Origin of the sequence: Lysinibacillus sphaericus, from assembly GCF_015844675.1 — a bacterium.
GTDB lineage: Bacteria > Bacillota > Bacilli > Bacillales_A > Planococcaceae > Lysinibacillus > Lysinibacillus sphaericus_E.
On sequence record NZ_LDGC01000092.1, the window covers coordinates 179,249 to 205,866 of the forward strand.

At 38.0% G+C, this 26,618-nt stretch carries 24 protein-coding genes, 1 tRNA gene, 1 pseudogene, 1 riboswitch and 1 other annotated feature; of the genes and pseudogenes, 23 read left to right on the forward strand and 3 right to left on the reverse strand.

The annotated features are described in order from the left end of the window. The first annotated feature begins 55 nt into the window (after positions 1–55). The 9 genes and pseudogenes from ABE34_RS22965 to ABE34_RS23005 all read left to right on the forward strand — a co-directional run bounded on the left by ABE34_RS22965 (position 56) and on the right by ABE34_RS23005 (position 11,649). On the forward strand, positions 56–637 hold the full coding sequence (locus ABE34_RS22965) for a TetR/AcrR family transcriptional regulator C-terminal domain-containing protein (protein WP_197144865.1): 582 nt from the start codon (positions 56–58) through the stop codon (positions 635–637). A gap of 331 nt (positions 638–968) precedes the next feature. Further along, the gene (locus ABE34_RS22970) at positions 969–1,742 is read left to right on the forward strand and encodes an enoyl-CoA hydratase (RefSeq protein ID WP_197144744.1); all 774 of its coding nucleotides are present in this window, start codon (positions 969–971) and stop codon (positions 1,740–1,742) included. A gap of 117 nt (positions 1,743–1,859) precedes the next feature. Beyond that, on the forward strand, positions 1,860–2,633 hold the full coding sequence (locus ABE34_RS22975; protein WP_197144745.1) for an electron transfer flavoprotein subunit beta/FixA family protein: 774 nt from the start codon (positions 1,860–1,862) through the stop codon (positions 2,631–2,633). Between the two features lie 51 nt (positions 2,634–2,684). Then, entirely contained in the window at positions 2,685–3,662 is a 978-nt protein-coding gene (locus ABE34_RS22980; RefSeq protein WP_197144746.1) for an electron transfer flavoprotein subunit alpha/FixB family protein, read from the forward strand. A 272-nt stretch (positions 3,663–3,934) separates the two neighbouring features. Further along, positions 3,935–4,168 (forward strand) — a binding site (T-box leader). 187 nt (positions 4,169–4,355) lie between these two features. Further along, the gene (locus tag ABE34_RS22985; RefSeq protein ID WP_197144747.1) at positions 4,356–5,705 is read left to right on the forward strand and encodes an amino acid permease; all 1,350 of its coding nucleotides are present in this window, start codon (positions 4,356–4,358) and stop codon (positions 5,703–5,705) included. 133 nt (positions 5,706–5,838) lie between these two features. Continuing rightward, entirely contained in the window at positions 5,839–6,150 is a 312-nt protein-coding gene (trxA, locus tag ABE34_RS22990) for a thioredoxin (RefSeq protein ID WP_004226420.1), read from the forward strand. 154 nt (positions 6,151–6,304) lie between these two features. Then, positions 6,305–8,101, forward strand: coding sequence for an excinuclease ABC subunit UvrC (uvrC, locus tag ABE34_RS22995; RefSeq protein WP_197144748.1), 1,797 nt, complete (start codon positions 6,305–6,307; stop codon positions 8,099–8,101). 539 nt (positions 8,102–8,640) lie between these two features. Then, positions 8,641–8,819, forward strand: a riboswitch (Lysine riboswitch). A 219-nt stretch (positions 8,820–9,038) separates the two neighbouring features. Beyond that, positions 9,039–10,249, forward strand: a pseudogene (locus tag ABE34_RS23000) (aspartate kinase). A 140-nt stretch (positions 10,250–10,389) separates the two neighbouring features. Further along, positions 10,390–11,649 carry a methyl-accepting chemotaxis protein gene (locus ABE34_RS23005; protein ID WP_197144749.1) on the forward strand — a complete coding sequence of 420 codons (1,260 nt, stop codon included), beginning with the start codon at positions 10,390–10,392 and terminating at the stop codon, positions 11,647–11,649. A gap of 50 nt (positions 11,650–11,699) precedes the next feature. On the opposite strand, the gene ABE34_RS23010 is transcribed toward ABE34_RS23005, so the two are convergent. After that, positions 11,700–12,134 carry a YslB family protein gene (locus ABE34_RS23010; RefSeq protein WP_197144750.1) on the reverse strand — a complete coding sequence of 145 codons (435 nt, stop codon included), beginning with the start codon at positions 12,132–12,134 and terminating at the stop codon, positions 11,700–11,702. Positions 12,135–12,406: 272 nt separating this feature from the next. On the opposite strand from ABE34_RS23010, the gene ABE34_RS23015 reads away from it, so the two are divergent. The 13 genes from ABE34_RS23015 to ABE34_RS23075 all read left to right on the forward strand — a co-directional run bounded on the left by ABE34_RS23015 (position 12,407) and on the right by ABE34_RS23075 (position 23,420). Continuing rightward, positions 12,407–13,021, forward strand: coding sequence for a succinate dehydrogenase cytochrome b558 subunit (locus ABE34_RS23015; RefSeq protein WP_197144751.1), 615 nt, complete (start codon positions 12,407–12,409; stop codon positions 13,019–13,021). 67 nt (positions 13,022–13,088) lie between these two features. Continuing rightward, on the forward strand, positions 13,089–14,843 hold the full coding sequence (gene sdhA / locus ABE34_RS23020) for a succinate dehydrogenase flavoprotein subunit (protein ID WP_197144752.1): 1,755 nt from the start codon (positions 13,089–13,091) through the stop codon (positions 14,841–14,843). Between the two features lie 5 nt (positions 14,844–14,848). After that, on the forward strand, positions 14,849–15,628 hold the full coding sequence (gene sdhB, locus ABE34_RS23025; RefSeq protein ID WP_132357129.1) for a succinate dehydrogenase iron-sulfur subunit: 780 nt from the start codon (positions 14,849–14,851) through the stop codon (positions 15,626–15,628). 386 nt (positions 15,629–16,014) lie between these two features. Further along, on the forward strand, positions 16,015–16,473 hold the full coding sequence (locus ABE34_RS23030) for an acyl-CoA thioesterase (protein ID WP_197144753.1): 459 nt from the start codon (positions 16,015–16,017) through the stop codon (positions 16,471–16,473). Positions 16,474–16,641: 168 nt separating this feature from the next. Beyond that, positions 16,642–16,863 (forward strand): helix-turn-helix domain-containing protein, encoded by a 222-nt coding sequence (locus ABE34_RS23035; protein ID WP_004226437.1) that lies wholly within the window; start codon positions 16,642–16,644, stop codon positions 16,861–16,863. A 75-nt stretch (positions 16,864–16,938) separates the two neighbouring features. Continuing rightward, positions 16,939–17,391 carry a MarR family winged helix-turn-helix transcriptional regulator gene (locus ABE34_RS23040; RefSeq protein WP_053484913.1) on the forward strand — a complete coding sequence of 151 codons (453 nt, stop codon included), beginning with the start codon at positions 16,939–16,941 and terminating at the stop codon, positions 17,389–17,391. 10 nt (positions 17,392–17,401) lie between these two features. Then, positions 17,402–18,199: a glutamate racemase gene (racE, locus tag ABE34_RS23045; RefSeq protein WP_197144754.1), complete on the forward strand. Its 798-nt coding sequence runs from the start codon at positions 17,402–17,404 to the stop codon at positions 18,197–18,199. Between the two features lie 131 nt (positions 18,200–18,330). Continuing rightward, positions 18,331–19,080, forward strand: coding sequence for a ribonuclease PH (gene rph, locus ABE34_RS23050; RefSeq protein WP_197144755.1), 750 nt, complete (start codon positions 18,331–18,333; stop codon positions 19,078–19,080). Position 19,081: 1 nt separating this feature from the next. Further along, positions 19,082–19,675, forward strand: a complete 594-nt coding sequence (locus ABE34_RS23055; RefSeq protein ID WP_197144756.1) for an XTP/dITP diphosphatase — start codon at positions 19,082–19,084, stop codon at positions 19,673–19,675. A 12-nt stretch (positions 19,676–19,687) separates the two neighbouring features. Further along, positions 19,688–20,191, forward strand: a complete 504-nt coding sequence (locus tag ABE34_RS23060) for a metallophosphoesterase (protein WP_197144757.1) — start codon at positions 19,688–19,690, stop codon at positions 20,189–20,191. Positions 20,192–20,323: 132 nt separating this feature from the next. Continuing rightward, positions 20,324–21,784, forward strand: a complete 1,461-nt coding sequence (locus ABE34_RS23065; protein ID WP_197144758.1) for a protein adenylyltransferase SelO — start codon at positions 20,324–20,326, stop codon at positions 21,782–21,784. A 693-nt stretch (positions 21,785–22,477) separates the two neighbouring features. After that, the gene (locus tag ABE34_RS23070) at positions 22,478–22,657 is read left to right on the forward strand and encodes a DUF2639 domain-containing protein (protein ID WP_197144759.1); all 180 of its coding nucleotides are present in this window, start codon (positions 22,478–22,480) and stop codon (positions 22,655–22,657) included. A 61-nt stretch (positions 22,658–22,718) separates the two neighbouring features. After that, a complete protein-coding gene (locus ABE34_RS23075) occupies positions 22,719–23,420 on the forward strand; it encodes a YqjF family protein (RefSeq protein WP_197144760.1) in 702 nt (233 codons plus the stop codon). A gap of 2 nt (positions 23,421–23,422) precedes the next feature. Here ABE34_RS23075 and ABE34_RS23080 read toward each other — a convergent pair whose 3' ends face one another. Next, positions 23,423–24,088 carry a hypothetical protein gene (locus ABE34_RS23080; RefSeq protein WP_197144761.1) on the reverse strand — a complete coding sequence of 222 codons (666 nt, stop codon included), beginning with the start codon at positions 24,086–24,088 and terminating at the stop codon, positions 23,423–23,425. Between the two features lie 552 nt (positions 24,089–24,640). Between ABE34_RS23080 and ABE34_RS23085 the strand changes: the two genes are divergently transcribed. After that, positions 24,641–24,714 (forward strand) — tRNA-Arg (locus tag ABE34_RS23085). A gap of 747 nt (positions 24,715–25,461) precedes the next feature. On the opposite strand, the gene ABE34_RS23090 is transcribed toward ABE34_RS23085, so the two are convergent. Continuing rightward, positions 25,462–26,577, reverse strand: coding sequence for a tyrosine-type recombinase/integrase (locus tag ABE34_RS23090; protein ID WP_197144762.1), 1,116 nt, complete (start codon positions 26,575–26,577; stop codon positions 25,462–25,464). Positions 26,578–26,618 lie beyond the last annotated feature (41 nt).

Consider the following 26,618-nt stretch of genomic DNA (forward strand, 5'->3'; position numbering starts at 1 on the left):
CAATACATTAGCATGAATGGGACGTGTGCAAGTTTTTTTAGGTGGTGATATAAAGGTGAAACGTGATAAGCCAAAATATAAGCAAATTATTGATGCAGCTGTCGTCGTTATTGCAGAAAATGGGTATCACCAAGCACAAGTATCGAAGATTGCTAAACAGGCAGGGGTGGCCGATGGAACAATCTATTTATATTTTAAAAATAAAGAAGATATATTAATTTCTGTCTTTAATGAAAAAATGGCTGTTTTTGTAGAGTCATTACAAGATATAATAGAAAATGGAAGTACGTCTAAGGACAAACTTTCACGAATGATCGCAAATCATTTTAATGTTCTAGCGACAGATCGATACCTAGCAACCGTCACACAATTGGAACTACGACAATCGAATAAAGATTTACGACTAAAGATTAATTCGGTGTTAAGAGAGTATTTAAAATTACTGGATCAAATTTTAATCGAAGGTATGCTGTCAGGTGAGTTCAATCAAACGATGGATGTGCGCTTGGCGCGTCAAATGGTGTTTGGAACCATTGACGAAACTATTACGTCGTGGGTTATGAATGAATATCGATATGATTTGATAGAACAGGTTCCGAAAGTTCAGGCATTAATCTTGAACGGTATTAAAGCTTAACTTCTTTCAGCAGAAGTCTCCCACCTCAATAGGTGGAGAGATGAATGCGAATTTAAGCTATTTGTCAGCTGGTGTCCAAACGCCCGCTGAAATAGCGGAACTCAGTCTAAGAACGCCACGTCCTGTGGCATCGACTGAGTGACCAACGTCATGTTGGCCCAAAGCCTCCGGCGGATGTCATGGAATCGGAAAGGAGTTCTACATAGGATGTTAGCCTAAGATCATCGCATCCATGCGATAACGGCTAACTGACCTGCATCACGCAGGCCTAAGCACAAAGCCGATTCCAGACGCAATTATGCCAAGGCAAAATTGATAAGGATGTGGAGAAATGGAATTTCTAAGTTGGAAAGCAGAGGATGGAGTAGCGATTATTACAATTGCACGCCCACCAGCAAATGCATTATCTCGTGGAATCATCTCCGAAGTAAATGCTGTGCTAGATGAAGTAGAAAATGATGACACTGTACGTGTCCTTGTACTTCATGGCGAAGGTCGTTTCTTTTCAGCAGGTGCAGACATTAAAGAGTTTACAGAGGTTGTTTCTGGTGATGAATTTTCAAAGCTAGCGAGCAATGGTCAACAAGTTTTTGAGCGAGTTGAAACGTTCTCTAAACCTATTATTGCTGCAATTCATGGTGCTGCACTAGGCGGGGGCTTAGAATTAGCGATGAGTTGTCATCTGCGCTTTGTGACAGAATCTGCGAAATTAGGACTACCTGAATTACAATTAGGTCTTATTCCAGGTTTTGGGGGTACACAACGTCTACCACGATATGTAGGAGTTGCAAAAGCTGCAGAAATGATGTTCACAAGTGAGCCGATTTCTGGTACAGAAGCTGTACAATGGGGTTTAGCAAATCGTGCATTTACAGATGAAGCATTACTAGAAGAAACGTTAAAGGTAGCAAAGAAAATTGCGAAGAAGAGTCCGGTAGCTTTAAAAGCTGCTATTCAAACATTGCAATATGCAAAGCATGCTTCATTCTATGAAGGGATTGAGGCGGAAGCAAAATCCTTTGGTACAGTATTCGTTTCAGAAGATGCAAAAGAGGGAATTCAAGCATTTATTGCAAAACGCGAGCCTGTGTTTACTGGTAAATAATATTCCATCAGTGTCGATAGCGACTTGAAAGAGTGTTATCGACGTTATCGACACTGAAAATATATAATATTTATAAGTTTACTTAGAAATAAAAATCGTTTCAGGGGGTATGGATATATGAACATTTTTGCATTAATTAAACGTACGTTTGATACAGAAGAAAAAATCGTTGTGTCGGGTGGTAAAATCCAAGAGGATGGCGCAGAATTCATCATCAATCCTTACGATGAATATGCCATTGAAGAAGCTATTCAAGTACGAGATGCTGCAGGCGGTAAAGTAACAGTTGTTTCAATTGGTGGCGAAGATGCAGAGAAGCAATTACGCACAGCACTTGCAATGGGGGCTGATGAAGCGGTTCTGATTAATACAGAAGACGATCTAGATGAATTGGATCAAAATGCAGCAGCATATATTTTAGCTGAATATTTAAAAGATAAAGACGCTGATTTAATTTTATCAGGAAACGTTGCAATTGACGGAGGCTCTGGTCAAGTAGGACCTCGTGTTGCAGATTTACTAGGCATTAACTATGTTACAACAATTACAAAGCTTGAAATTGATGGAACATCTGCGAAAATTGTACGTGATATTGAAGGTGACTCAGAAGTAATCGAGACATCTTTACCACTTTTAGTAACAGCTCAGCAAGGTTTAAACGAGCCACGTTACCCATCTTTACCAGGGATCATGAAAGCGAAGAAGAAACCGCTTGCAGAACTTGAGTTAGATGATTTAGATATCGATGAAGATGATGTAGAAGTTAAGGTAGAAACAGTTGATATTTTCTTACCAGCTCAAAAGGCTGCAGGTCGTATTCTTGAGGGCGAACTTTCTGCTCAAGTAAAAGAGCTAGTAAACCTACTTCATACAGAGGCAAAAGTAGTTTAAGTCATCTGATGACACAAATCGAATCTTAAAGGGTAACGGAGGGAATATACTATGTCAAAAAAAGTATTAGTATTAGGTGAAGTTCGTGAAGGAAGCTTACGTAATGTTTCTTTCGAAGCAATTGCGGCTGCAAAGCAAATCGCTGATGGCGGTGAGGTTGTTGGTGTTCTTTTAGGAGATGCTGTAGCAGGTTTAACGGGTCCATTATTTGAATATGGTGCTGACCGTGTTGTAACGGTAGAGCATCCACATTTAAAACAATATACGTCTGATGGCTATGGCCAAGCTTTATTAGCTGTAATTGAGGAAGAAAAGCCAACAGGTATCGTGTTTGGTCATACTGCAAACGGTAAAGATTTATCACCAAAAATTGCAAGTAAATTACAAGCAGGTCTTGTATCTGATGTAACGTCTATGGAAGGTGCTGGTGATGATGTTGTATTCATCCGTCCAATTTACTCTGGTAAAGCTTTTGAAAAAGTGAAAGTAAAAGACGGCTTAGTTTTAGCTTCAGTTCGTCCAAATAATATTGCGCCGTTAGAAAAAGTAGCAGGAAAATCTGGTGACATCACTTCTCTTACTGTAGATATTACAAACCTTCGAACAATTATTAAAGAGGTTGTACGTAAATCTTCAGAGGGTGTCGATCTTTCAGAGGCAAAAGTAGTTGTAGCAGGTGGTCGTGGCGTAAAGTCAGAGGATGGCTTTGAACCATTAAAAGAGCTAGCAGATTTACTTGGAGGTGCAGTTGGAGCTTCACGTGGTGCATGTGATGCTGAATATTGTGACTACTCACTTCAAATTGGTCAAACAGGTAAGGTAGTAACACCGGATCTTTACATTGCAGCGGGTATTTCTGGAGCAATTCAGCACTTAGCGGGAATGTCAAATTCAAAAGTAATTGTTGCGATTAATAAGGATCCAGAGGCAAATATTTTCAAAGTTGCGGACTACGGTATCGTAGGCGATTTATTTGAAGTAGTGCCTCTTCTAATCGAAGAATTTAAAGCGTTAAAAGTGAACGCATAATAAATGTGCAGGGAGGATGTATCTTCCCTGCTTTTTTTGTTGAATTTTTTGACTTTTTAAAGTTATTGCAAAATAAAATGTTGACATAATTAATTTTTGAACGTATAGTGATGAATATTAAATTAACTTATTTCAGCGGATCAAACACTACTGAAATAAGTTAAAGCCTCCGGCGGATGTCACGGAATCAGGAAGGAGTTCTTTGTGCAAGCACAAAGCTGATTCCAGACGCAATTATGCCGAGGCATAATTGATTTTTATTTCTTCAAAAAAGAAACGCAAAGATTAGGAGTAGTAAAAGCCCATTATTTGGTGAAGAGAGCTGCGGGTTGGTGCAACGCAGTCCAATAAGACTTTGAACTTGCCTATGAGCGGTAAAACAAATGGAATTTTCATAATATTCCATTTGTTGAACGGTTAACCTTCGTTACTAGGTTTTTAAGTAGGGTTCTAAAAGAACCAATTAGAGTGGTACCGCGGTTTGCTTATGGCATATCGTCTCTTCTTTCATTTGTTAATGAAGGAACAGACGATATGCCTTTTTTTCGTCTAGGCTAAAGCGCTACATCCTCGAGGTCGCTTCGACCCCTTGGGCAAAAGTGGAGGAACGTTTACTTTTGCTTCGGGCTCTCCAACGCTTGTCGGATGTAAACGAGCGCTTTAGCGCATTTGTTGATTTTAGGAGGTAAGGAAATGGAAAATGGCAATCAGAAATTAAAAAGAACGATGACCTCACGGCATATTACGATGATGGCTTTAGGTGGTGCCATTGGTGCAGGGTTATTTAAAGGAAGTAGTGCAGCTATTGATATGGCAGGGCCATCAGTACTTATTGCGTACTTAATTGGTGGGATAATCCTGCTGTTTGTTATGCAAGGTTTAGCAGAAATGGCAGTCCGTAATAGCGAAGCCAGAACATTTAGAGATCTAGTGCAAGCCGTTTTAGGAAAGTATCCAGCTTATTTCCTAGATTGGATTTATTGGAAAATGTGGGTGTTGAATATTGCTGCAGAATCTATAGTTGCGGCCATTTTTATTCAATATTGGTTGCCAGATTACCCGATTTGGATACTTGCATTATCTGTTTCAGTGTTAGTTACAGCCGTAAACTTGTTATCAGTGAAAGTCTTTGCTGAAACTGAATATTGGCTGGCGTTAATTAAAATTACCGTTATTGTGGTGTTCATTATAGCGGGATTAATTTTATTGCTTGTTACTTTTGGTAATCATACAGCTGTTGGTTTTTCTAATTTAACGGAACATGGTGGTTTCTTCCCGAACGGATCAATGGGATTGATTTCTGCAATGCTTGTAGTTATTTACTCTTATGGTGGTACTGAAATTATTGGTATTACATTAGCTGAAACGAAGAATCCTGAAAAAGTAGTGCCAAAAGCTGTTCGTAGTACATTAGTACGTATTGTAACTTTTTATTTAGTTCCTTTCTTTATTATCGTTAGCTTGATTCCTTGGAATGAAGTAAATGGGGTGCCGGAAAGTCCGTTTGTGATGGTCTTTAAAATGGTTGGGATTCCTGGTGCTGACCATATTATGAATGCTGTTGTTATACTCGCAATTATTTCGTCAATGAACTCAGGGCTTTATGGTTCATCGCGAGTTCTGTATACACAAGCTGTAGACGGGCGTGTTCCTAAAATCTTTGCATATTTATCAAAACGAAAAGTTCCGGTATATGCCATATTAATGTGTACCTTCGCTTTATATATAGCTGTAATATTTTCTTTATTTGCGGGAAGCAGAACTTTTGATTTCCTAATGGGTTCACTTGGATATACTGTGCTATTTATTTGGCTAATTATTGCGATTGCACATCTGAAATCGCGTAAAAAACAGTCAGAAAAAACAAGTACCTATGCAGTAAAATGGTTCCCTTACACAACTTGGATAGCTATTATTGCGTTAAGCGCAATCCTAATTGGTATTATTTTTACAACGTCTATTATCGTAACAGGTATTACTTTAGCTATTTATCTTTTTATTACGTTAACCTATGTCTTTAAAGGTCGTTTTCAAGAAAATTAGGAAACACTAAAAATGAACTTAATGCCTAAATCGACCTGAATTTTCATAAATTATGCATACTAGGCAGATTGTTCGCTCAAGAGAATTTATCCATGCTATACTACAAACATAGTAAGTTTAAGGAGGATTTCAAATGGCAATTGTACATGCAACAGATGCAACTTTCCAAGATGATATTAAAGAAGGGTTAGTACTAGTAGACTTTTGGGCTGCTTGGTGCGGACCTTGTAAAATGATTGGACCAGTTCTTGAAGAAATGGATGCTGCAGGTAGTGCGGCTAAAATTGTAAAAGTAGATGTAGATAACAACCAAGGTACTGCAGCGCAATACCAAATTATGTCTATCCCATCTTTACTACTTTTCAAAGACGGTGAATTAGTAGACAAAACTGTTGGTTTCCAACCAAAAGAAGCGTTAGAAGCATTTATCGCAAAACACGCTTAATCTATTAGAAAAAAAGAGTCGAGCCATCAATAGATGTGCTTGGCTTTTTTTCGTTATATAATAAAGAGAGAGCTATGGATAGGGCAATGTTGTGTGCAAAGCTCTATAAAAAGGAACGAACGCTAGTTTTAACAAAAAGGAGGGCAGGTAGGCGATGAATGATTTAATTAAACGAAAGCTTGAAATTTTACCAGATCAGCCTGGCTGCTATTTGATGAAAGATCGACAAGGTACTATTATTTATGTCGGGAAAGCAAAAGTGCTGAAAAATCGAGTACGCTCGTATTTTACTGGTACGCATGAAGGAAAAACTCAGAGACTTGTAAGTGAAATAGAAGATTTTGAGTATATTGTGACATCCTCCAATATTGAAGCATTAATTTTAGAGCTTAATCTTATAAAACTACATGACCCGAAATACAATGTTATGTTGACGGATGATAAAACATATCCGTATTTAAAAATTACAAATGAAAAACATCCACGACTTATTACAACACGAAAAGTGAAAAAGGATAAGGCAAAATATTTTGGTCCATATCCAAATGCGTATGCAGCAAGTGAGACGAAAAAGCTGCTAGATCGTTTATATCCTCTTCGAAAATGTGTACAACTTCCTTCAAAGGTTTGTTTGTATTATCACATGGGGCAATGTCTAGCTCCTTGTGTGAAAGAGATTAATGTTGACACTTACAACGATATGATTGAAGATATGACAAAATTTTTAAATGGTGGGGTTGAAGAAGTTAAAAAAGAGCTAGAGGTAAAGATGCTAGCGGCCGCAGAAAATTTAGAGTTTGAGCGTGCGAAGGAATTTCGCGATCAAATTGCACATATTGATACAGTCATGCAAAAGCAAAAAATCGTATCAAGTGATACAACTAACCGCGATGTATTTGGCTATGCAGTCGAGAAAGGCTGGATGTGTGTGCAAGTTTTCTTTGTCCGTCAAGGAAAGCTCATTGAGCGAGATGTCTCGATATTTCCGATTTATCAAGATGCAGAAGAGGAGTTTTTAACGTTCGTTGGGCGATTTTATGAAAAGCTAGAGCATATTAAGCCTAAAGAGATTTTTATCCCACAATCTATTGATGCGGATATTTTAACGGAATTATTAGAAGTGAAGGTACTAACACCAAAACGTGGGCAAAAAAAAGAGCTTGTTGATTTAGCGATTAAAAATGCTGAAATTGCTGTAGCAGCGAAGTTCCAGCTTATTGAACGACAGGAAGAACGTACAATAGGAGCATGTGAGGCGCTCGGTGAAGCTATGGGCATTTCTGTGCCCTTACGGATCGAAGCTTTCGATAATAGTCATATGCATGGAACAGATGCTGTATCTGCAATGGTTGTATTTATCGATGGTAAACCTGCAAAGAAGGATTATCGAAAATACAAAACACGTACAGCTGCCAAGCACGATGATTACGGGGCAATGCAGGAAGTGATCCGTCGTCGCTATACACGAGTATTAAAGGAAGGTCTACCTTTACCAGATTTAGTACTAATTGATGGCGGGAAGGGGCAAATGGAAGTCGCGCGGGAAGTATTAGAGGATGAGCTCGGCCTTGTTATTCCAATTGCCGGATTAGCAAAAGATGACAAGCATAATACGTCTCAGCTTCTATTTGGTGATCCACCTGAAGTAATTGCATTAAAGCGCACAAGCGATGGCTTCTATTTACTGCAACGAATTCAAGACGAAGTACACCGCTTTGCTATTACTTTCTTACGACAGCAGCACGAGAAGCATGCTATACAATCTGTCCTCGACCAAATAGAGGGAGTTGGTCCAAAGCGAAAACAGCAATTACTTAAGCATTTTGGCTCTGTCAAAAAAATTCGTGAGGCAAGTGTGCAAGCATTACAGGAAGCAGGGTTGCCAGCCAGTCTAGCTAGCAATATCTATACTTATTTTCATTCAGCAGAAAACACTACCTCTGAAGGGTAAGTGAAATGAATGTAAATGGAATTCCTTTTCGGTAGTCCAAACACCTGCATCTGCCGCTACGCTTTCGGTACAAAAGAGATTTGCTAAAATAGAGGAACTCAGTCTAAGAACGCCACGTCTTGTGGCATTACCGAAATGACCGACATCGTGTCGGCCCTCTTGTTGTTGCTGTCGCTTCGCTTTCGCACAGACAAAAACATGTTGCTGTCGCTACGCTTTCGCACAGACAAAAGCATGTTGCTGTCGCTACGTTAGCACTGCGCTTTCGCACAAAAAACATCTGCAGGCATGGGCACAATTCAAAATCCAGACCCAATGTTTATCTGTAGCGAAAGCAAAGCGACAGTTACAATTACGCCAAGGCGAAATTGATTTTAAACAAGAGCCATTGTCAAAGGATTAGACGTATGCTAAGGTTTGTATATAACATAGCTATTCAATATAGCAATGTCATATACAGCATCTTAGTTTTTAAGTAGTTTCTACTTATTAAAATGGAAATTTCTTCGCTAAGATTCAATTAAATACAATCACTATTTAGTGATGATAGAGGTGCAAGGTTCAAGAGTAGTACATACGAGGATGAACAAGTCCAGTGAAAATGTATGAAAGGGGAACTTGCCGAAGTGGAGCATCGTTGTTTCCGATGCTGTGCTGGTTTTACATTTAAAAGATGTAAGACTGTCGATTCTAAACGTTTCGGAGAGCTATCACACATGCGCAAGTTACTTTTATTGTACATGTTATAGGCAGCTTTCACGTTATGTGAGAGCTGCCTTTTTAGATTTCTCGAAACAACATTTATTCAAGGCTGTTACTCTTACCTAAAAGTTGAAGGGTGTTATTTGCTTTTACGATGTTTTTTTTATGAAAAGCTGCAAAATTATAGCTACTTTATAATCAGCGAAATGATTAAATACGAAGGAGAATGAAAAGGATGGAGAGAATTGTGATGAAATTTGGTGGTGCTGCATTAGCATCAACTGAACACATTCAAGATGTTGCAAAAAAGGGATTGCAGAAAAGGATAGTGGTTTTGATATTGTCGTTGTCACTACAGCAATGAGAGGGACGTCCAAAGAATTAGCAAAGATGGCTTGTAATCTATCAGACAATGTGTCTAAACGTGAACTAGACGCACTATTGTCAACAAGCTCACAACTATCAAGTGCATTAGTGGCAATTGCTTTGCAGGAAGAAGGTTATGATGCAGTGTCATTAACAGGTTGGCAGGCAGGTATTCAAACCGATGCGGTGTATGGCAATGCACGAATTGATGAGATAGAAGCTATTCGAATAGAAGAGCATTTTACTCAGGGGAAAATCGTTGTCGTTGCAGGGGAACAGGGGATCGATACTTCGCGAAATATTACGACGCTTGGTAAAGGTGGTGCGGAGACGACGGCTTTAGCAATTGCTGCAGCATTAGAGGCAGAGCACGTAGATATTTATACGAATGTGGATGGAGTCTATACAGCTGATCCAAGTCAGATTGCTAGGGCACAAAAGTTAAAAGAAATTTCCTATGATGAAATGCTAGAGCTATCAAACTTAGGATCACAAATTTTACACCCACGGGCTGTAGAAATAGCAAAGAAGTTTCAAATCCCAGTTACCATTCGGTCAAGCGAAAAAGATATAGAAGGTACTTTATTGAAGGAGGAAGTTGAAATGGAGAAAAATTTAATTGTACGAGGTGTTGCCTATGAGTCAGACGTTATTCGCTTAACGGTAGGGTATGATGCTTATTCTAATGCTTCGTTAGCAGATATTTTCACAATACTTGCAGAAAATCGCATAAACGTTGATATAATCGTACAAGCAATAATTGATGGTTTAAAGCCGACTGTATCATTTACAATTTTAAAAGAGGAGTTCGCTGATGCATTACGTGTCCTAGAAGATAGTAAAGTATCACTAGGGTTTAGTTTTGCTGATTTTGAAATCGGTTTAGCGAAAGTCTCTATTATTGGCTCAGGAATGGCATCTAACCCGGGAGTGGCTGCCCGTATGTTTGATCGTTTACGTCGTGAAGGCATCCCTGTAAAAATGGTAAGTACTTCTGAAATAAAAGTGTCTGTCGTTGTTCCTCAGGACGAGATGGTTCGCGCAGCAAATGCATTACATGACGAATTTAATTTAGATTAAGCGCTTTACATATAATATGAATAGGATGTGTCATTAAATGGCACATCCTTTTTTTGTTTACACTAATTTCATACTTTATCCAATTTTATTGTTATATAATAAATGTGACATGTTTTTCCAAGTGGAGGGTGGGAGTTAATATGGTGTTATTCGGTTTATTTCAAAAGCCAGTGGATGAAAGCGTTGAGCAACACAACGATTTAGAAATACAAATATTAAAAAAGCGAATTCTGGAATTAGAACTTGAGCACGACAGTATTGATGTTAAAAATGCAATTTTAGACTTTGTACTAGCGCATATGGAGTTAATTAATTTTCAAACGGCTTTAAAGGTTCAAAATGTCTCAACAAGTGTAGGGGATATTTCAGCAATGAGTGAAGAAATGTCGTCAAATACAGAAGAGATACTTGCAGTTGAGCAAAATGTTAATGCAAACATTCAAGAAATTAAACAGCATTCATTACTCCTTGTAGAGGAAATGGAATCGTCCATTACAAAAGGTGAACTGGTTCAGGAGTTGTTGTCTAAAGGAGCTCATTCAACAGAGCAGTTGTATAATGAAATAACTAAAATGGATGATATCGGTAAAGGTGTAACTGGGATTGCTGATCAAACACAACTACTATCCTTAAATGCCTCTATAGAAGCTGCACGTGCTGGTGAGCATGGAAAAGGATTTAATGTTGTTGCGATGGAGGTAGGGAAGTTAGCCAACAGCTCGAAAGGTTCATTGCAAGAAATGACGAAGATTCGATCAGTCATTGATAAGAAATTACATAATACAATAACAAATATTAAAGAAGTCGAACATTATTTAACGGACTTTTTAAGTATCATGAAGAACAATATTACTAATTTGACTGTAACAAGTAAAAATATTGAAGAAGCGGCACATGGCATTGATCAAATAACAGTCGCATCAGAAGAAAATGTAATAGCTGTAGGACGTTTAGCAGAAACAACGACGGAATTATCGCATACTAGTGACTTCTCGGATATAATACAAAATCAAGTGTCTGAAATGTTAAAAGCTATTGCCCCTACAATCCGTAAGCCTAAAGAGCAAACGGTAGTTAGCCAATTGGCAGCAAGGTTAATGGACCATGCGAGCTTTTTAAGAAATGCTATACAAAAGGCTGGCCATAAAGAAATTATAAAAACCCATCATCAATGTAAGTTTGGGGAATGGTATTATGGCCATTTTGAGGAATATCGGAATTTACCGGAATATCTTCATATAGAACAACCTCATGAATTGGTACATATAGCTGCACAAAAATTAGTGAATGAACTGTCAATCAAAAACTTAGAGGAAATGATTCAATACTCACTAAATATTTTAGAAGCGTTTATTTCGTTAATAGATGTACTTTTAAAAGAAAGACATGCCCAACTATAAATATTAAAAGGATTGTCATCCATAAATTTGGAGTGACAATCCTTTTCGTTTTATTCTGAAGGAACGGTGTTCATGATTCGTTCCTTGACGTCCCATTTAACTGTAAATGTAACGTTCTGTTGCTTTTCACGTTTTTCATCATAGCATTCGGTTAAATAACCTTTTGTTTGCTGGATTTGTTCAGCTATAAATCCTGCTTCTAGTCTAAAGCTACGTAGACCGATTTGTAACAGTTCTGGATCATTTGTCAACTGGAATGTACGTCCATCCTTCGATTCCTTGACAAGCTCTAAATTACCCCAGCAGGCATCTGCGAAAAATGCGATAAGTTCATCTTGACTTTTACATGGGAACTTCCGTGCTAGGTCTTTTCCTGCCCAGTAAAGAACATCACCTTCATGTTTACCAAGAATGGAAGATAAAATATAATCGCGAATTATCTCATAGCCAAATGCTGAGATTGTAGGTGATGAAGTGTTTAACATTTAAATCCTTCTTTCTTAGAATTTTCTTATAATTTGACACTGATAAAGTAAAGATAGATTTTTCGAGAAAAAACGATGCATCATGTACTAGATTGTTTCTTTAATAAGGAATATGAAAAACTCTTAGTTGCCTTGACGCTCGTAGCTCTTGAGAGTACAATAAACATGTCATAATATTGTACCATGATGAAATACACAGTCAATGAAGTATCAGTTACAAAATGATGACTTCTTTTGTTGTGATATTTTAAGTACTAAGGGGGGTAACAGTCTTGTCGAAAGATCGAGAGTTTTTATGGCGTCGTTTACATTCTCTACTTGGTGTCATTCCAGTAGGTCTGTTTCTGATGTTCCACTTGTCAATGAACTTCACTGCTGTTGGTGGTGAACAAGCTTACAATAATGCAATAGGTAAGATGGATTTAATTCCACACAATCTTCTGTTAGTAATTGAATGGGTAGTTATTTATATCCCATTATTGTTCCACGCATTCTATGGTGTATTCATTGCATTCACAGCTTCACCAAACACAGGGCGTTTCAGCACATACCGTAACTGGATGTTCTCATTACAACGTTTCACTGGTGTATTCTTAGTGATTTTCATTGCATGGCATATTTTCCAAACACGTATCCAAAAAGCGTTAGGTTCAGAAGTTGAATACAATATGATAGCAGATATCGTATCGAATCCATTCATGCTTGGATTCTACATTGTTGGTATTATATCAGCAACTTTCCACTTATCTAACGGTTTATGGGCATTCCTAGTAAGCTGGGGTATTACACAATCTCCTCAGTCTCAAAAGGTTGCTACTTATGTAACAAACATTATTTTCGTAATTCTAAGTGTAGTTGGTGTAGCTGCTATTTTAGCTTTCGTTTAATGTAATAGAAGCTACTATAGAGCACATGACAATCATTGCAATTTTTTAAGAGGAGTGAGAAATAATCATGGCGAAAAGCAAAATAATTGTTGTCGGCGGCGGTCTAGCTGGTCTGATGGCAACGATTAAAGCAGCTGAAGTTGGTACTGAAGTTGATTTATTCTCATTAGTTCCTGTAAAACGCTCACACTCCGTATGTGCGCAGGGCGGAATTAATGGTGCGGTAAATACAAAAGGTGAAGGGGATTCTCCTTGGATCCACTTTGATGATACAGTTTACGGTGGGGACTTCTTAGCGAACCAACCACCAGTTAAGGGTATGTGTGATGCAGCCCCTGGTATTATTCATTTAATGGACCGTATGGGTGTTATGTTCAACCGTACACCAGAAGGTCTTCTTGATTTCCGTCGTTTTGGTGGTACATTACACCACCGTACAGCATTCTCTGGTGCGACGACTGGTCAACAATTACTATACGCACTAGACGAGCAAGTTCGTTCTCACGAAGTAGCTGGTTTAGTTAACAAATATGAGCACTGGGAATTCCTTGGTGCAATCGTCGATCCTGACGGCGTTTGTCGTGGTATCGTAGCGCAAGATATGCGTACAGAAGAAATTAAATCATTCCGTGCAGACGCTGTTATTATGGCGACTGGTGGCCCTGGTATTATCTTCGGTAAAACAACAAACTCTGTAATTAATACAGGTTCTGCTGCTTCTATCGTTTATCAACAAGGTGCTTCTTACGCGAATGGTGAGTTCATTCAAATTCACCCAACAGCTATTCCTGGAGATGACAAAAACCGTCTAATGTCAGAATCAGCTCGTGGTGAAGGTGGCCGTATTTGGACTTATAAAGACGGTAAGCCTTGGTACTTCTTAGAAGAGAAATATCCTGCATATGGTAACTTAGTACCACGTGATATTGCAACACGTGAAATTTTCGACGTTTGTGTAAACCAAAAACTTGGTATCAACGGTGAAAACATGGTATACCTAGATCTTTCTCATAAAGATCCACATGAGTTAGATGTAAAACTTGGTGGTATTATTGAAATCTACGAAAAATTCGTAGGGGATGATCCACGTAAATTACCAATGAAAATTTTCCCAGCAGTTCACTATTCAATGGGTGGATTATGGGTTGACTACAACCAAATGACTGAAATTCCTGGTTTATTTGCAGCGGGTGAATGTGATTACTCTCAACATGGTGCAAACCGTCTTGGTGCGAACTCATTATTATCTGCTATCTATGGTGGTATGGTTGCTGGTCCAAACGCGGTAGATTATGTTAAACATCTTAAAAAGCATGCTGAAGATCTTCCACAAGAGATTTTCGATGCTCGTGTTAAAGAAGAACAAGCTAAGTGGGATGCTATCATGAAAATGGATGGTACAGAAAACGCTTACTTACTTCATAAAGAGCTTGGTGAAATGATGACAGCTACTATGACAGTAGTACGTTATAACGACCAACTTAAAGATACATTAAACAAACTTGATGAATTCCAAAAACGTTGGGAAAACATTAACATCAACGATACACAAAAATGGAGTAACCAAGGTGCTCACTTTACACGTCAGTTGAAAAATATGATTTACTTAGCGAAAGTAATGACAAAAGGTGCATTATTACGTGACGAATCTCGTGGTGCACACTATAAACCAGATTTCCCGAACCGTGATGATGAGAAGTTCTTAAAAACTACAATGGCGAAATTTGACCCAACTACTGGTGATCCAATTATCACATACCAAGAAGTCGACGTTTCATTAATTCCACCACGTAAACGTGATTACTCTGCGAAAGGAGACTAAGAATTATGAATATCGCAGCTAATACTGGAAGAATGGTCAAAGTTGAAATTTTACGTCAAGATACACAAGGTGGCAATGGCTACTGGCAGAAATTCGAAATTCCTTACCGTCATGGTATGAACGTTATTTCTGTATTAATGGAAATTCAAAAGAATCCAGTTATGTCAAATGGTGAAAAAACAACACCAGTTGCATGGGATATGAACTGTCTTGAAGAAGTTTGTGGTGCATGTTCAATGGTTATCAATGGACGCCCACGTCAATCTTGTTCAACGCTTGTTGACCAATTGACTGAGCCAATTAAACTTGAGCCTATGAAAACTTTCCCAGTTATTCGTGACTTACAAGTTGACCGTGAACGTATGTTCAATGCACTTAAAAAAGTTAAAGCATGGGTTCCAATCGATGGTACTTATGATTTAGGTGAAGGTCCACGTATGCCAGAAGGTAAACGTCAATGGGCTTATGAATTATCTAAATGTATGACTTGTGGTGTATGTATGGAAGCATGTCCAAACGTGTCTGAAAAAGCTTCATTCATCGGACCAGCACCATTATCACAAGTACGTCTTTTCAATACTCACCCAACTGGTGCAATGATTAAAGACGAGCGTTTAAATGCGATCATGGGTGATGGAGGCCTTGCAAACTGCGGTAACTCACAAAACTGTGTAGCTGCATGTCCAAAAGGTATTCCTTTAACAACATCTATCGCATCATTAAACCGTGCAACTACAGTGCAAATGTTCCGTAACTTCTTCGGTTCTGACCACTACGTTGACTAATAGTACAAGCTTTTACTTCCAAACTCCCTTACACATAATGTGTGAGGGAGTTTTTTTCTATGGAAAATATCAAATAAATTTATAGATTAACTACTTGTAAATGCCCGATTTATATAGACTGATAGAAATCCTGTTGACTAATGTTTCGCATGATAGGAAGTTCTCAATAGAGGCATTTTTAAGAAAAAGTAAATATGATGATATAAGTACAACATAGAAAGACTTTAATGCATAAAATAAGGGATTTTTAAATATATCGAGCTAAAATGTAAATTTTCTATGATAAAATAGTTTTTTGCTTTATAATGAATGCATATTCATTTATCAATTGCTAATTCTATCTACTGTTTGGGAAAAGGCGCATGAAAATTAGGGGGATGGCTAAGATGAAAGCAAATTATTTTGGAGATTTTCAGGAATGGACTAAGGATTTTGCATTTTATATTGAGATCCGTGTACGTTTTTCAGAAACGGATATGTACGGTCATATGAATAATACAGTTAGCTTTACATATTTTGAACAGGCACGAATCGATTATTTCCGCCATTTAGGTGTTCTCATGCCATCAGCAATGGATGAAAATATAGAAGGGATTCCGATTGTAGCTGACTTACAGTGTGATTACGTGAAGCAAGTTTTCTTTGATGATGTGCTCAAAATTTATACGAAAATAGCGACAGTAGGGAACTCATCAATGGATATTCATTATTTAGCGAAAAATCAGCATGATGAGGTTTGCTTTACAGGTCGGGGGACGGTAGTGCAAATGAACCCTCGAACTGGGAAGAGTGTACCTTTATCTGAAGAGACAAAAATTCAGCTAGCAAGCTTGGTGATCATATAATGGTCTCTCAACGGTTGAAATTGCATTTCCCTATTGAATTTATTCTTTTATGGAAGCAATTTCCGATTTTTTTTAGGAAACACGAGATATTAATGAAAATAGCCGTCACCGCTCCTCATTCCTTAACATAAGTTACAATACGTGCGGGGGAGGAGGGTGTAACTGAAAATGAATGGCTCTCATCATCGTTCTCTTTTAACAAACCGAGAACGTGAAATATTTGCGCTTTTATTAGCTGAAAAAACAACGAGGGATATTGCAGAGCAACTTGGTATTAGTGAAAAAACAGTGCGAAATCACATTTCCAATACAATTCAAAAGTTAGGTGTAACAAATCGATCTCAAGCGTTAATTGAGCTGTTACGCTTAGAAGAATTTAAATTAGACTAAAAGGACACTTGCTATTTCAGAAAAAAAACGACAAAATAGAACTATTCAACGTATTTTTAGGAGTGAAATAGTTATATGTCGGATGAAGTAACAAAACACTCACCTGAAACCGTTGCAACGGTTGAAAAGGAATTACGCTATATAGCGGCGATTGTGAAGCAAAAAGGAAGAGAGATTGTTTCACAATATGCGATTACGCCGCCACAATTTGTTGCATTACAGTGGTTAGAAGAGCTTGGCGATATAACAATTGGCGACCTGTCAAATCGATTATACTTAGCTTTTAGTACAACAACAGATTTAGTGGACCGTATGGAGAAAAATGAATTAGTTAAGCGAGTGCGTGACGAAAATGATCGTCGTGTCGTTGTTGTTCATCTTCTCGAAAAGGGCGAACGTATTATTCAAGAGGTTATTGAAAAAAGACAGCAATATTTGCAAGAGAAGCTTGTTGGTTTTAACGAACAAGAAGTCGCGCAATTATCAAGCTATTTAGAAAAACTACATGTACACATGAAACAGGATTGAGGCGGAAAGTATGAATGCCCCGATAGGCGTTATTGACTCAGGAGTAGGCGGTTTAACCGTAGCAAAAGAAATAATGAAGCGATTACCAAATGAAACAGTCTATTATATTGGTGATACAGCAAGATGTCCGTATGGTCCAAGAACTCGACAAGAAGTGCGGAATTTTACTTGGCAAATGGCAAAAGCACTAGAAAAAATGAATATCAAAATGCTCGTCATTGCTTGTAATACAGCGACTGCAGTAGCACTCGAAAGTTTACAAAGAAATATGCCTTTTCCGGTACTAGGCGTTATTAATGCTGGCGCACGTGCAGCTGTAAAGAAAACGAAGCGACATGAAGTCGTTGTGCTTGCAACTGAAGGAACAATTAAAAGTGGTGCGTATGAGGAAGCCTTATTATCACTGAATACGTCAACTCATATAATTCCACTTGCTTGTCCAACATTCGTACCACTTGTAGAAAGTGGCGAATATAAAGGTGAATTTGCAAATAATTTAATTGCGGAAGGCTTAAAGCCACTGAAAAATGAACAATTTGATACGGTCATATTAGGATGTACGCATTATCCAATTTTGCAAAAACAAATTGAAGCTGTTGTGGGAGAAGAAGTTTTTGTGTTATCTTCCGCAGAGGAAACAGCAAAGGATGTTCAAGAAATGCTTGCTTATAATGGCACTTTGGCTGACCCAGACGCTGTGCCTGCTCATAAATTTTATGCAACGGGTTCTGTGCCAATTTTCCGTTCAATTGCTGAAAATTGGCTTGAGCAAGGTACTCTTCAAATAAAACGTATGACATTAAAATAAAAAATCAGCTTAGCTATGAGCTAGGCTGATTTTTGACGTTTTTAGCATAGTACATAAGGAATGAGCACTTTTTTGAAGATCAAAATTATGTTAAGATGAGTGCGCGAAAGTATTTAGGAGGAACGAAAAATATGACAAGATTTGATGGAAGAAATGTAGATGCACTGCGTCCGGTGAAAATAGATAGTGAGTATTTATTGCACCCAGAAGGCTCAGTTTTAATTCAAGTAGGTAATACGAAAGTAATTTGTACAGCAACGATTGAAGATAAGGTTCCTGGTTTTTTACGTGGACAAGGTAAAGGATGGATCACTGCAGAATACTCAATGCTACCTCGTGCAACAGCACAGCGTACAGCACGCGAATCATCTCGTGGTAAAGTCAATGGCCGCACAATGGAAATCCAACGATTAATCGGTCGTGCATTACGTGCAATCGTGGACTTAGAAGCACTTGGTGAACGTACTGTATGGATTGACTGCGACGTGATTCAAGCAGACGGAGGGACACGTACAGCTTCAATAACAGGAGCATTTGTAGCGATGACACAGGCAATTGCAAAGTTTGCTGAAGAAAAACCATTTAAAAAATTCCCAGTGACAGATTATTTAGCTGCAACAAGTGTTGGTATCGTAGAGGATCACGGGGCCATTTTAGACCTAAACTACGTTGAAGATGTCGCTGCTGCAGTAGATATGAATATCGTCATGACAGGAGCAGGACGATATGTTGAGCTACAAGGGACAGGTGAAGAAGCAACCTTTTCTCGTGAAGAGTTAAATGAACTACTAGCGTTAGGTGAAAAGGGTATTCAACAATTGATTGCACTTCAAAAAGAGACATTAGGTGAATTAGCTAACAAAGTGGGAGGAAATGAATAACATGAAACAAGTAGTAATTGCGACAAAAAATAAAGGAAAAGCAAAAGATTTCGAAGCGTTATTTGGACCACTTGGCTATGAAGTTGTAACGATGTTTGATGTTGCCCCGGATATGGAAATAGAAGAAACAGGCACTACTTTTGAGGAAAATGCAATCTTAAAAGCAGAAGCATTAGCAAAAGAGCTTGGAACAATTGTTATTGCTGATGATAGCGGCTTAGCTGTCGATGCCTTAAATGGTGAACCAGGTGTGTATTCTGCACGTTATGCTGGCGATCATGATGATGAAGCCAACATGGTTAAACTACTAGAAAACTTAAAAAATGTCGAGGATGAAAAGCGTACAGCACGCTTCTGCTGTTGCATTGCAATTGCAGGGCCTGATTTTGCAACGACAACAGTTTTTGGTACTTGTGAAGGTATTATTGCTCACGAAAAGCGTGGCACAAACGGATTTGGTTATGATCCAGTCTTCTTTGTCCCAAGCTTAAACCGTATGATGGCAGAGCTTACAGCCGATGAAAAAGGAGCAATTTCCCACCGCGGGAATGCGATTCGTAAGTTAAAGGAACAATTACCTAATCTTATAAAATAAGAGGTGATATCCATGCAAATACTTGTCATGAGTGATACACATGGCGATAGTAATGTAATTGAGAAAGTTCGTGGCTTTTACCCAAATGTCAATGCAGTCATTCATTGTGGAGATAGTGAGCTTCCTTTCTCTCATAAAGCATTAGAGGGCATGAAGAAAGTACGAGGCAATTGTGACATTGATAAAGCTTTCCCTGATGAAGAAGTATTCGATTTAGAGGATGCTACAATCTTTGTCACACATGGCCATTTATTCAATGTTAAAACTTCTATCTTGTCTTTATCCTATCGTGCAAAAGAAGTAAACGCGCAAATTGCGTGCTTTGGTCACTCACATGTTCTTGGGGCGGAAATGATTGATGATGTATTATTTTTAAATCCGGGGAGCTTATTAAAACCACGAGGTCGTAAAGAAAAAAGCTTTGCCCTTGTAGAGGTTGAAGATACTTATTTTGAAGTAAAGTTCTTTACGGATGATAATATCTGTATTTCCACCCACAAGTTTATGCGAAAATGATGAAACAAAAACGCTTAAGTTATAGAAACTCTAAGCGTTTTTTGTTTTATTCCAACGTAAATGGTAAAAATGGCTATGAATTGTTTATGATGAAGTAGAAAAAATAAATATAAACGTAACAAAGGAGAAAACATGGAAAATACAATGGGATGGAATTTTGATAATAGCTATACTCGCCTACCAAGCATTTTTTATTCATCAATCAATTTAAATCCAGTTCGTTCACCAAGGTTAATCATGTTAAATGAATCAGTTGCAAAGTCACTTGGATTAAACAGCAATGCTCTGAAAAGCGAGGAAGCAGTAGCGGTTTTTGCAGGTAACAACAATCCGACTGGTGGCATGCCTATTGCACAAGCTTATGCAGGTCATCAATTTGGTCACTTTAACATGCTAGGAGACGGAAGAGCGCTGTTATTAGGTGAACAGCTAACGCCAGCTCATGAACGCTTTGATATCGCACTAAAAGGCTCAGGAAGAACGCCTTATTCACGTGGCGGAGATGGCAGGGCTACACTTGGTCCAATGCTACGTGAATATATTATGAGTGAAGCTATGTATGCACTAGGTATCCCAACCTCTCGAAGTTTAGCTGTCGTGACTACAGGCGAAACGGTCCTTCGTGAAACAGAGCTTCCAGGCGCGGTTTTAACGCGAATTGCAAGCAGTCATTTGCGTGTTGGAACTTTCCAATATGCAGCGAACTTTGGAGCGGAGGATGAGCTAAGAGCATTGGCGGATTATGCTTTGGAGAGGCATTATCCCAATGTCGATAAAACTCAAAACCGTTATTTAAGCCTACTAGAGGAAGTTATAAAGAAACAAGCATCTCTTATTGCAAAATGGCAGCTAGTTGGTTTTATTCATGGGGTCATGAACACAGATAATATGACCATTAGTGGGGAGACGATTGATTATGGTCCTTGCGCTTTCATGGACACTTATGATCCAGCGACAGTATTTAGCTCTATTGACCGACAAGGACGTTATGCTTATGGTAACCAACCTAATATCGGAGGATGGGATTTAACACGATTTGCCGAATCATTAATACCGTTAATCCATGAAAATGAGGAAGAGGCTATACACATAGCTCAAGAGGCTCTAAAGCAATATCCTCAACTGTATTATGCAAACTGGGTAACAGGTATGAGAGCAAAGCTAGGAATATTTAATGAAGAAGATCAGGACGTGGCACTTATTGAAGAGCTTCTAAAGTTAATGCAACAACATGAAGCAGACTATACGAATACATTTATAGCATTAACCTTTGAAAAATTCACTGAATCAGCGTTCTTTAGTACAGAAGAATTTAAAGAATGGCATAAAAATTGGCTAGCAAGACTAGAAAGACAGCAGGAAACAAAGGACATGTCTCAGCAATTAATGCGTGAGCATAATCCAGCGGTAATTCCACGAAATCACCGTGTAGAAGAAGCATTAGAGGCTGCTGTTGAACAGGAAGACTATAGTGTAATGGAGCGATTACTAGAAGCTCTTGCCCAACCTTTTGCACATACTAAAGAGCAGCAGGAATATGCGACATTACCAACACCATCTAACCAACCTTATCGAACGTTTTGTGGCACATAAATAGAGAATGAGGGAGATTTCCTTTTTTCCATAGTGTAGAAAAATACATTGCTAAGAAAGTCTTTGTGAATGTAGAGGCGCTTTAGATAAGGGTGATTTCCGTTCCAGGTTACTCGCTTTCCCACGGGAGTCGAGTAGCCTTCCTCCCCAATCAGCGATAGTGTAGAGCTTTTATAAGTCTTTAAAATTTCAAAAGTGAACACTATTGCTACTTATCATAATCGAAAAGAAAAGACTTATAATAGTGACACAATTGTACACCTGTTATTTCTGCACTTTTGCACAGGCAAACCCCTTTGCTGACACTTCGCTTTCGTATATAAAAACCATTGTTGAAGTTTCGTTTTATCACTATAAATTTTGAGTGACATGCCAGAAGGTACAAGCTTGTGAAATGGTTGATTGGAGTGGAGGCTGGGCGACTCCTTGGGGATTAGCGTCACAGATGAGACCCTGGAGCGAGCAAAGCGAGTGAAGCGGCTCATCGGACGCCCCCAGGAAAGCGCCCAGCCGGAACGGAAATCAACCCCTCGTTTTGCCGAAGAGTCAAACTTAAATGATACTTTAATTTCATCTACGTAATAGTTCTTCAACACATGAAACGAAGGATAATTTCTTCGTTTTTTTATTTTGAAAAAATGTCACTACATAAATTCCTGAGCATACGCTATGTAAGAGTATTAGTGAAGGGGAATGTGTACAGTGCATAAGTATTCAAAAGGTTGGTTTGTAAAGCAACTTCGAGATCATGGTATTTTGGTGCATCCACAATTTAAAAGTCATTTAGGCAATTATAAAGAATCCGAACTGCGCAATTTATATTACCGATATGTTGAAAAAGAAACGGAAACGTTAGATTTAGAACAAAAATAATCATGTTTGTTTGAATAACTCCTTCGTAGGAAATAATTTAACTACAGAAAGGAGTTATTTTATGTGGAATAAATCATGGGTTTTGACGCAAATTTGGCAAGATGTGTTGTTCTTACATTGGCCGGTATCACCTAAGGATTTAGAGCAGTGCATTCCGCAAGAGTTAAAACTGGATCTCTATGAAAATAACGCTTGGCTTAGTGCTGTCCTTTTTAAAGTTCATGGACAACGACTAAGATTTCTACCACCATTATCAGGAGTGGATTCCTATTTGCAGCTAAATGTCCGGACATATGTTACATATAACGGCATGAAGGGAGTCTATTTTTTAAATTCCGATATTACGAATCGCTTTATTGTCCAAATAGCTAAAAAGGGCGGTTTAACATATCGCCATTCTAAAATATCTATCAAACAAAAAGAGAACAATTTTTCGTTTACAAGTTTATATTATGGTGCACTGGCAGAAAGGTTAAAAATTTCATACCAGCCGATTGCCAGTGAAATAAGTAGTTCTAACTTTGATAAATGGTTAGTAGAACGTTATCATTCTTGGTCAAAATGGAAAAATTCTTTATTTCGCATAGATATAGAGCATCTGCCATGGCAGCTACAACAAGTTCACATTAATATTAAAAGCAATACAATAGCGCCATTTGTGAAGGAATCAATACAAGGCATTCAACCGATTGCTCATTATTCAAAGAGTAAACAGGCTAAAATTTTCTCGCCAACTTTGGAAAAGAAATCACCGATTTATTGACGTTAATAAAAGAGGTAATAAAATTGCTTTACAATGGCGCTTGCAATCATATCCGACATAGCAAGTGCCTCTGCTTCAATTTCATCAAAAACTTCAATATCTTCTTGATAGTTTTTCTGAATCATCGTCACGGCTTCTTTTTTGGTTAAAGCTAAATGTGTATAGAACATTTTTTGCACTTCCTCCATACTCAAGTATGGATTAATTTCACTTAAAAATATGGCAATATCGTCAGCATTACGATACCATTCTTTTTCCTTTGCATCCGCTGTTGCTGTATCTCCTTTGGCAGCTGTAGTTACTAGCTGCGCAGCAATAAGAAGATGTTCTTTAATCAGCTCAGCATAACGATCAGCAATTTGGTCGCCGTAAAATGGACGTAGACAATTGCCTAAGTCCGTCGCATTTTGTAACAGTCGCTTCTGCACAAAGGGTAAATCAGGTAAGCCAAACACTATACTAATAATCGTCATTCTCGTCCAATTGACATGCTCCATCCATAATAAACGATTCATAGCCATAAAATCTGCTTCAGCCCTACTTATATAGCGACGAGGATCGTTCTGAGGCAATAAAAAATGGCGAACCGGTGCAGTATATTGTGTGGAAGCAGCTTTATATAACGCACTTAAAGGGCTAACGTAATATCCACTTGAATATGGGGACAATGTATTTCCACTCCCTCTAGTTTTTCCTTCTACTGTAGAATACTCAGAGGTATTTCCATATATGAAAAAACATTGTTATGAAAGAAGTGAATATGGCTATTTTACGTACATCATTTTCTTTGTCATCCCACCATCAACTATTAGATTAATGCTGTAAAAAATTATTTGTTTGAATCAAATCATTCCATTCATCCACTGTTACGTTCATAAAAAGATTTATGTTGAAATTTACCCGCCTTATTAATTAAAATATGAATAGTACCGAAATGATCAGTAAGAAATCCTGTTCTTTCGTATTAGCTGTCCACTCCCTTGTGCACCGCCAGTTACGACAACTACTAAATCTTTAAACATGTTAGCTACCACCAGTTTTTTGCTTTGTATTATTTAACAAAAGTAGCGTAGAGAGATGGCATAATGAGGTACAGGAAATCATATAATATTAATAATGAGGCAAACCTTGCCTTCATAGTAAAATTAATGTTGACTTTATCGTAAAAAGGACATATAATAAATATTGTCCTTGATATGGACTACATAAAATAACATCATGTCTCAGTAGCTCAGCAGGATAGAGCAACGGCCTTCTAAGCCGTCGGTCGGGGGTTCGAATCCCTCCTGGGACGTATCCAGGTTCAGATAGAATAAGTTTGAACAAAATGAAAAGCGCTTCAAACCCTTTAATAACAAGGGTTTGAGGCGTTTTTCCTTTTTTTGAGAATAGGTTAGAAAAGGATAGAAAATGAAAAGTTTCTACACATTTTCTACACAAGAAAGAGTAGCACGAAGACGCTACTTGTCTACTGTTGCACTAAGCCTCTGTAAGGTTAAGTGTAACTATTCGCATACAATTAGCCGAAGTTCTCATTAAACCACTTATTTTTGAATGCCATTCAACATTCTTCGTGAAATACTTTATAATTTGGAATGAATTAAATGAAGATTGGAAATGAATATGTGTAAAATGAAGGTGTAGATAGTTATAAGTGTTTTATGAAGATATAAAAATTTATTGCTACAGCTACCTTAAAAAGACTATATTTACAGTAGAGATCTGCTTAAAAATAGTGGAGTGGACAGTTATTGTAGTGAATGTTCAGGCATTTGGTTTGAGTGGCAAAATCGAGTAGTGGAGCGGGAAATGGAAAAATGGATTGAATATAACCAAAGGCTCGTAAATTAACCCAATATTCACTTTTCTAGTCTAGGCATAGGTATTTAGTTAACCGAATCCTCAACTAAAGCTTCCATTTAGAGGCTTTCTCGAAAATATGTGGAGGCCACTTGTTGATTGTATAGAAATCACGAAAAAAAACCGCTTAAATCCTTTAATAGGATTAAAGCGGTTTGCGTCTTTATAGAAAACGATGTTTCTAAACCACAAGAAGTTGTTCAAAAATATCGCTCGCCTGTTTTGAATCGCGCTCTCGCAACTCTTTTAAGACGTGTGCATACGTAGATGTTGTAATATCGATGCTAGCGTGGCCTAGTCGTTCTGATACATATAAAATCGAAATACCTTTATATAGTAGGATACTCGAGTGAGTATGCCTTAATCCGTGACAAGTAATGAGCGGTTTAATATTTAAGCATTTTAGAATTGAGCGAAGGGTATCATTTAGGCTGTCATTTGTGACAACAGAAATATCTGAAGTTGAGTCAAAGAAAATTAAGTTATGCACATTCGCTGGGTCGTTTTTTATGGTGATTAAATGCTTTTTTAATGCATTCATTGTTATATTATCAATACGAATAGTTCGCTCAGAACTTTCAGTCTTTAAGGGACCAAAACCACCACCTTCTTTATATTGCCATTGACGGTGTACATTAATCAGATTGTTTTCAAAGTCTAAATCGTCGATGCATAACGCAACCAATTCTGCATATCTTAGCCCAGAAGATAGAGCTAAAATTAGCATAATAATTTCAATTCCTTCGTTAAAATTTTTGTGTAAATGCTGTACTAGCAATTGGCTACTTGTATAATCAATAAACTTTTCAGAGTTCTTTTTCCCTGCGGAACCTGTGACAGTCACATTTCGGGTAAAATCTTTTTTTATTAATTCTTCATCAATTGCTTCCTTTAAACAGGTACGAATGTAACCATTCAGCTTGCGATTAGTATCCTTTGTATATCCTTCTCCTAAGCCATTTAGGAAGGTTTGATAATCTCGCTTTGTGATTTTTTGAAGAGGCTTTTCTTTAAAGTGGTGAAGAATTTTATTGTACGCAGCTCGATACGAATTTAATGTAATACGACCAACATCCCTCTTATAAGTTTGGTACCATTCTAAGAAATATTGCGCGAAGGCTATATCCTTTTTGATACCAGAGTTTCCTTGAGCTATTTTTGCTTCAATTTGTGCAGCTGCTACAGAAGCCTCTTTTTTTGTGCGAAAGCCTCCTTTTCGAATCGGTTTATATTTACCGTCTTCCATATAACTTACAGAATATTGCCAGGTGTTACCCCGCTTTGAAATACTCGCCAAAAATTATTCCTCCGTTTCTATGCATCAAGTGTCTTTTTAAA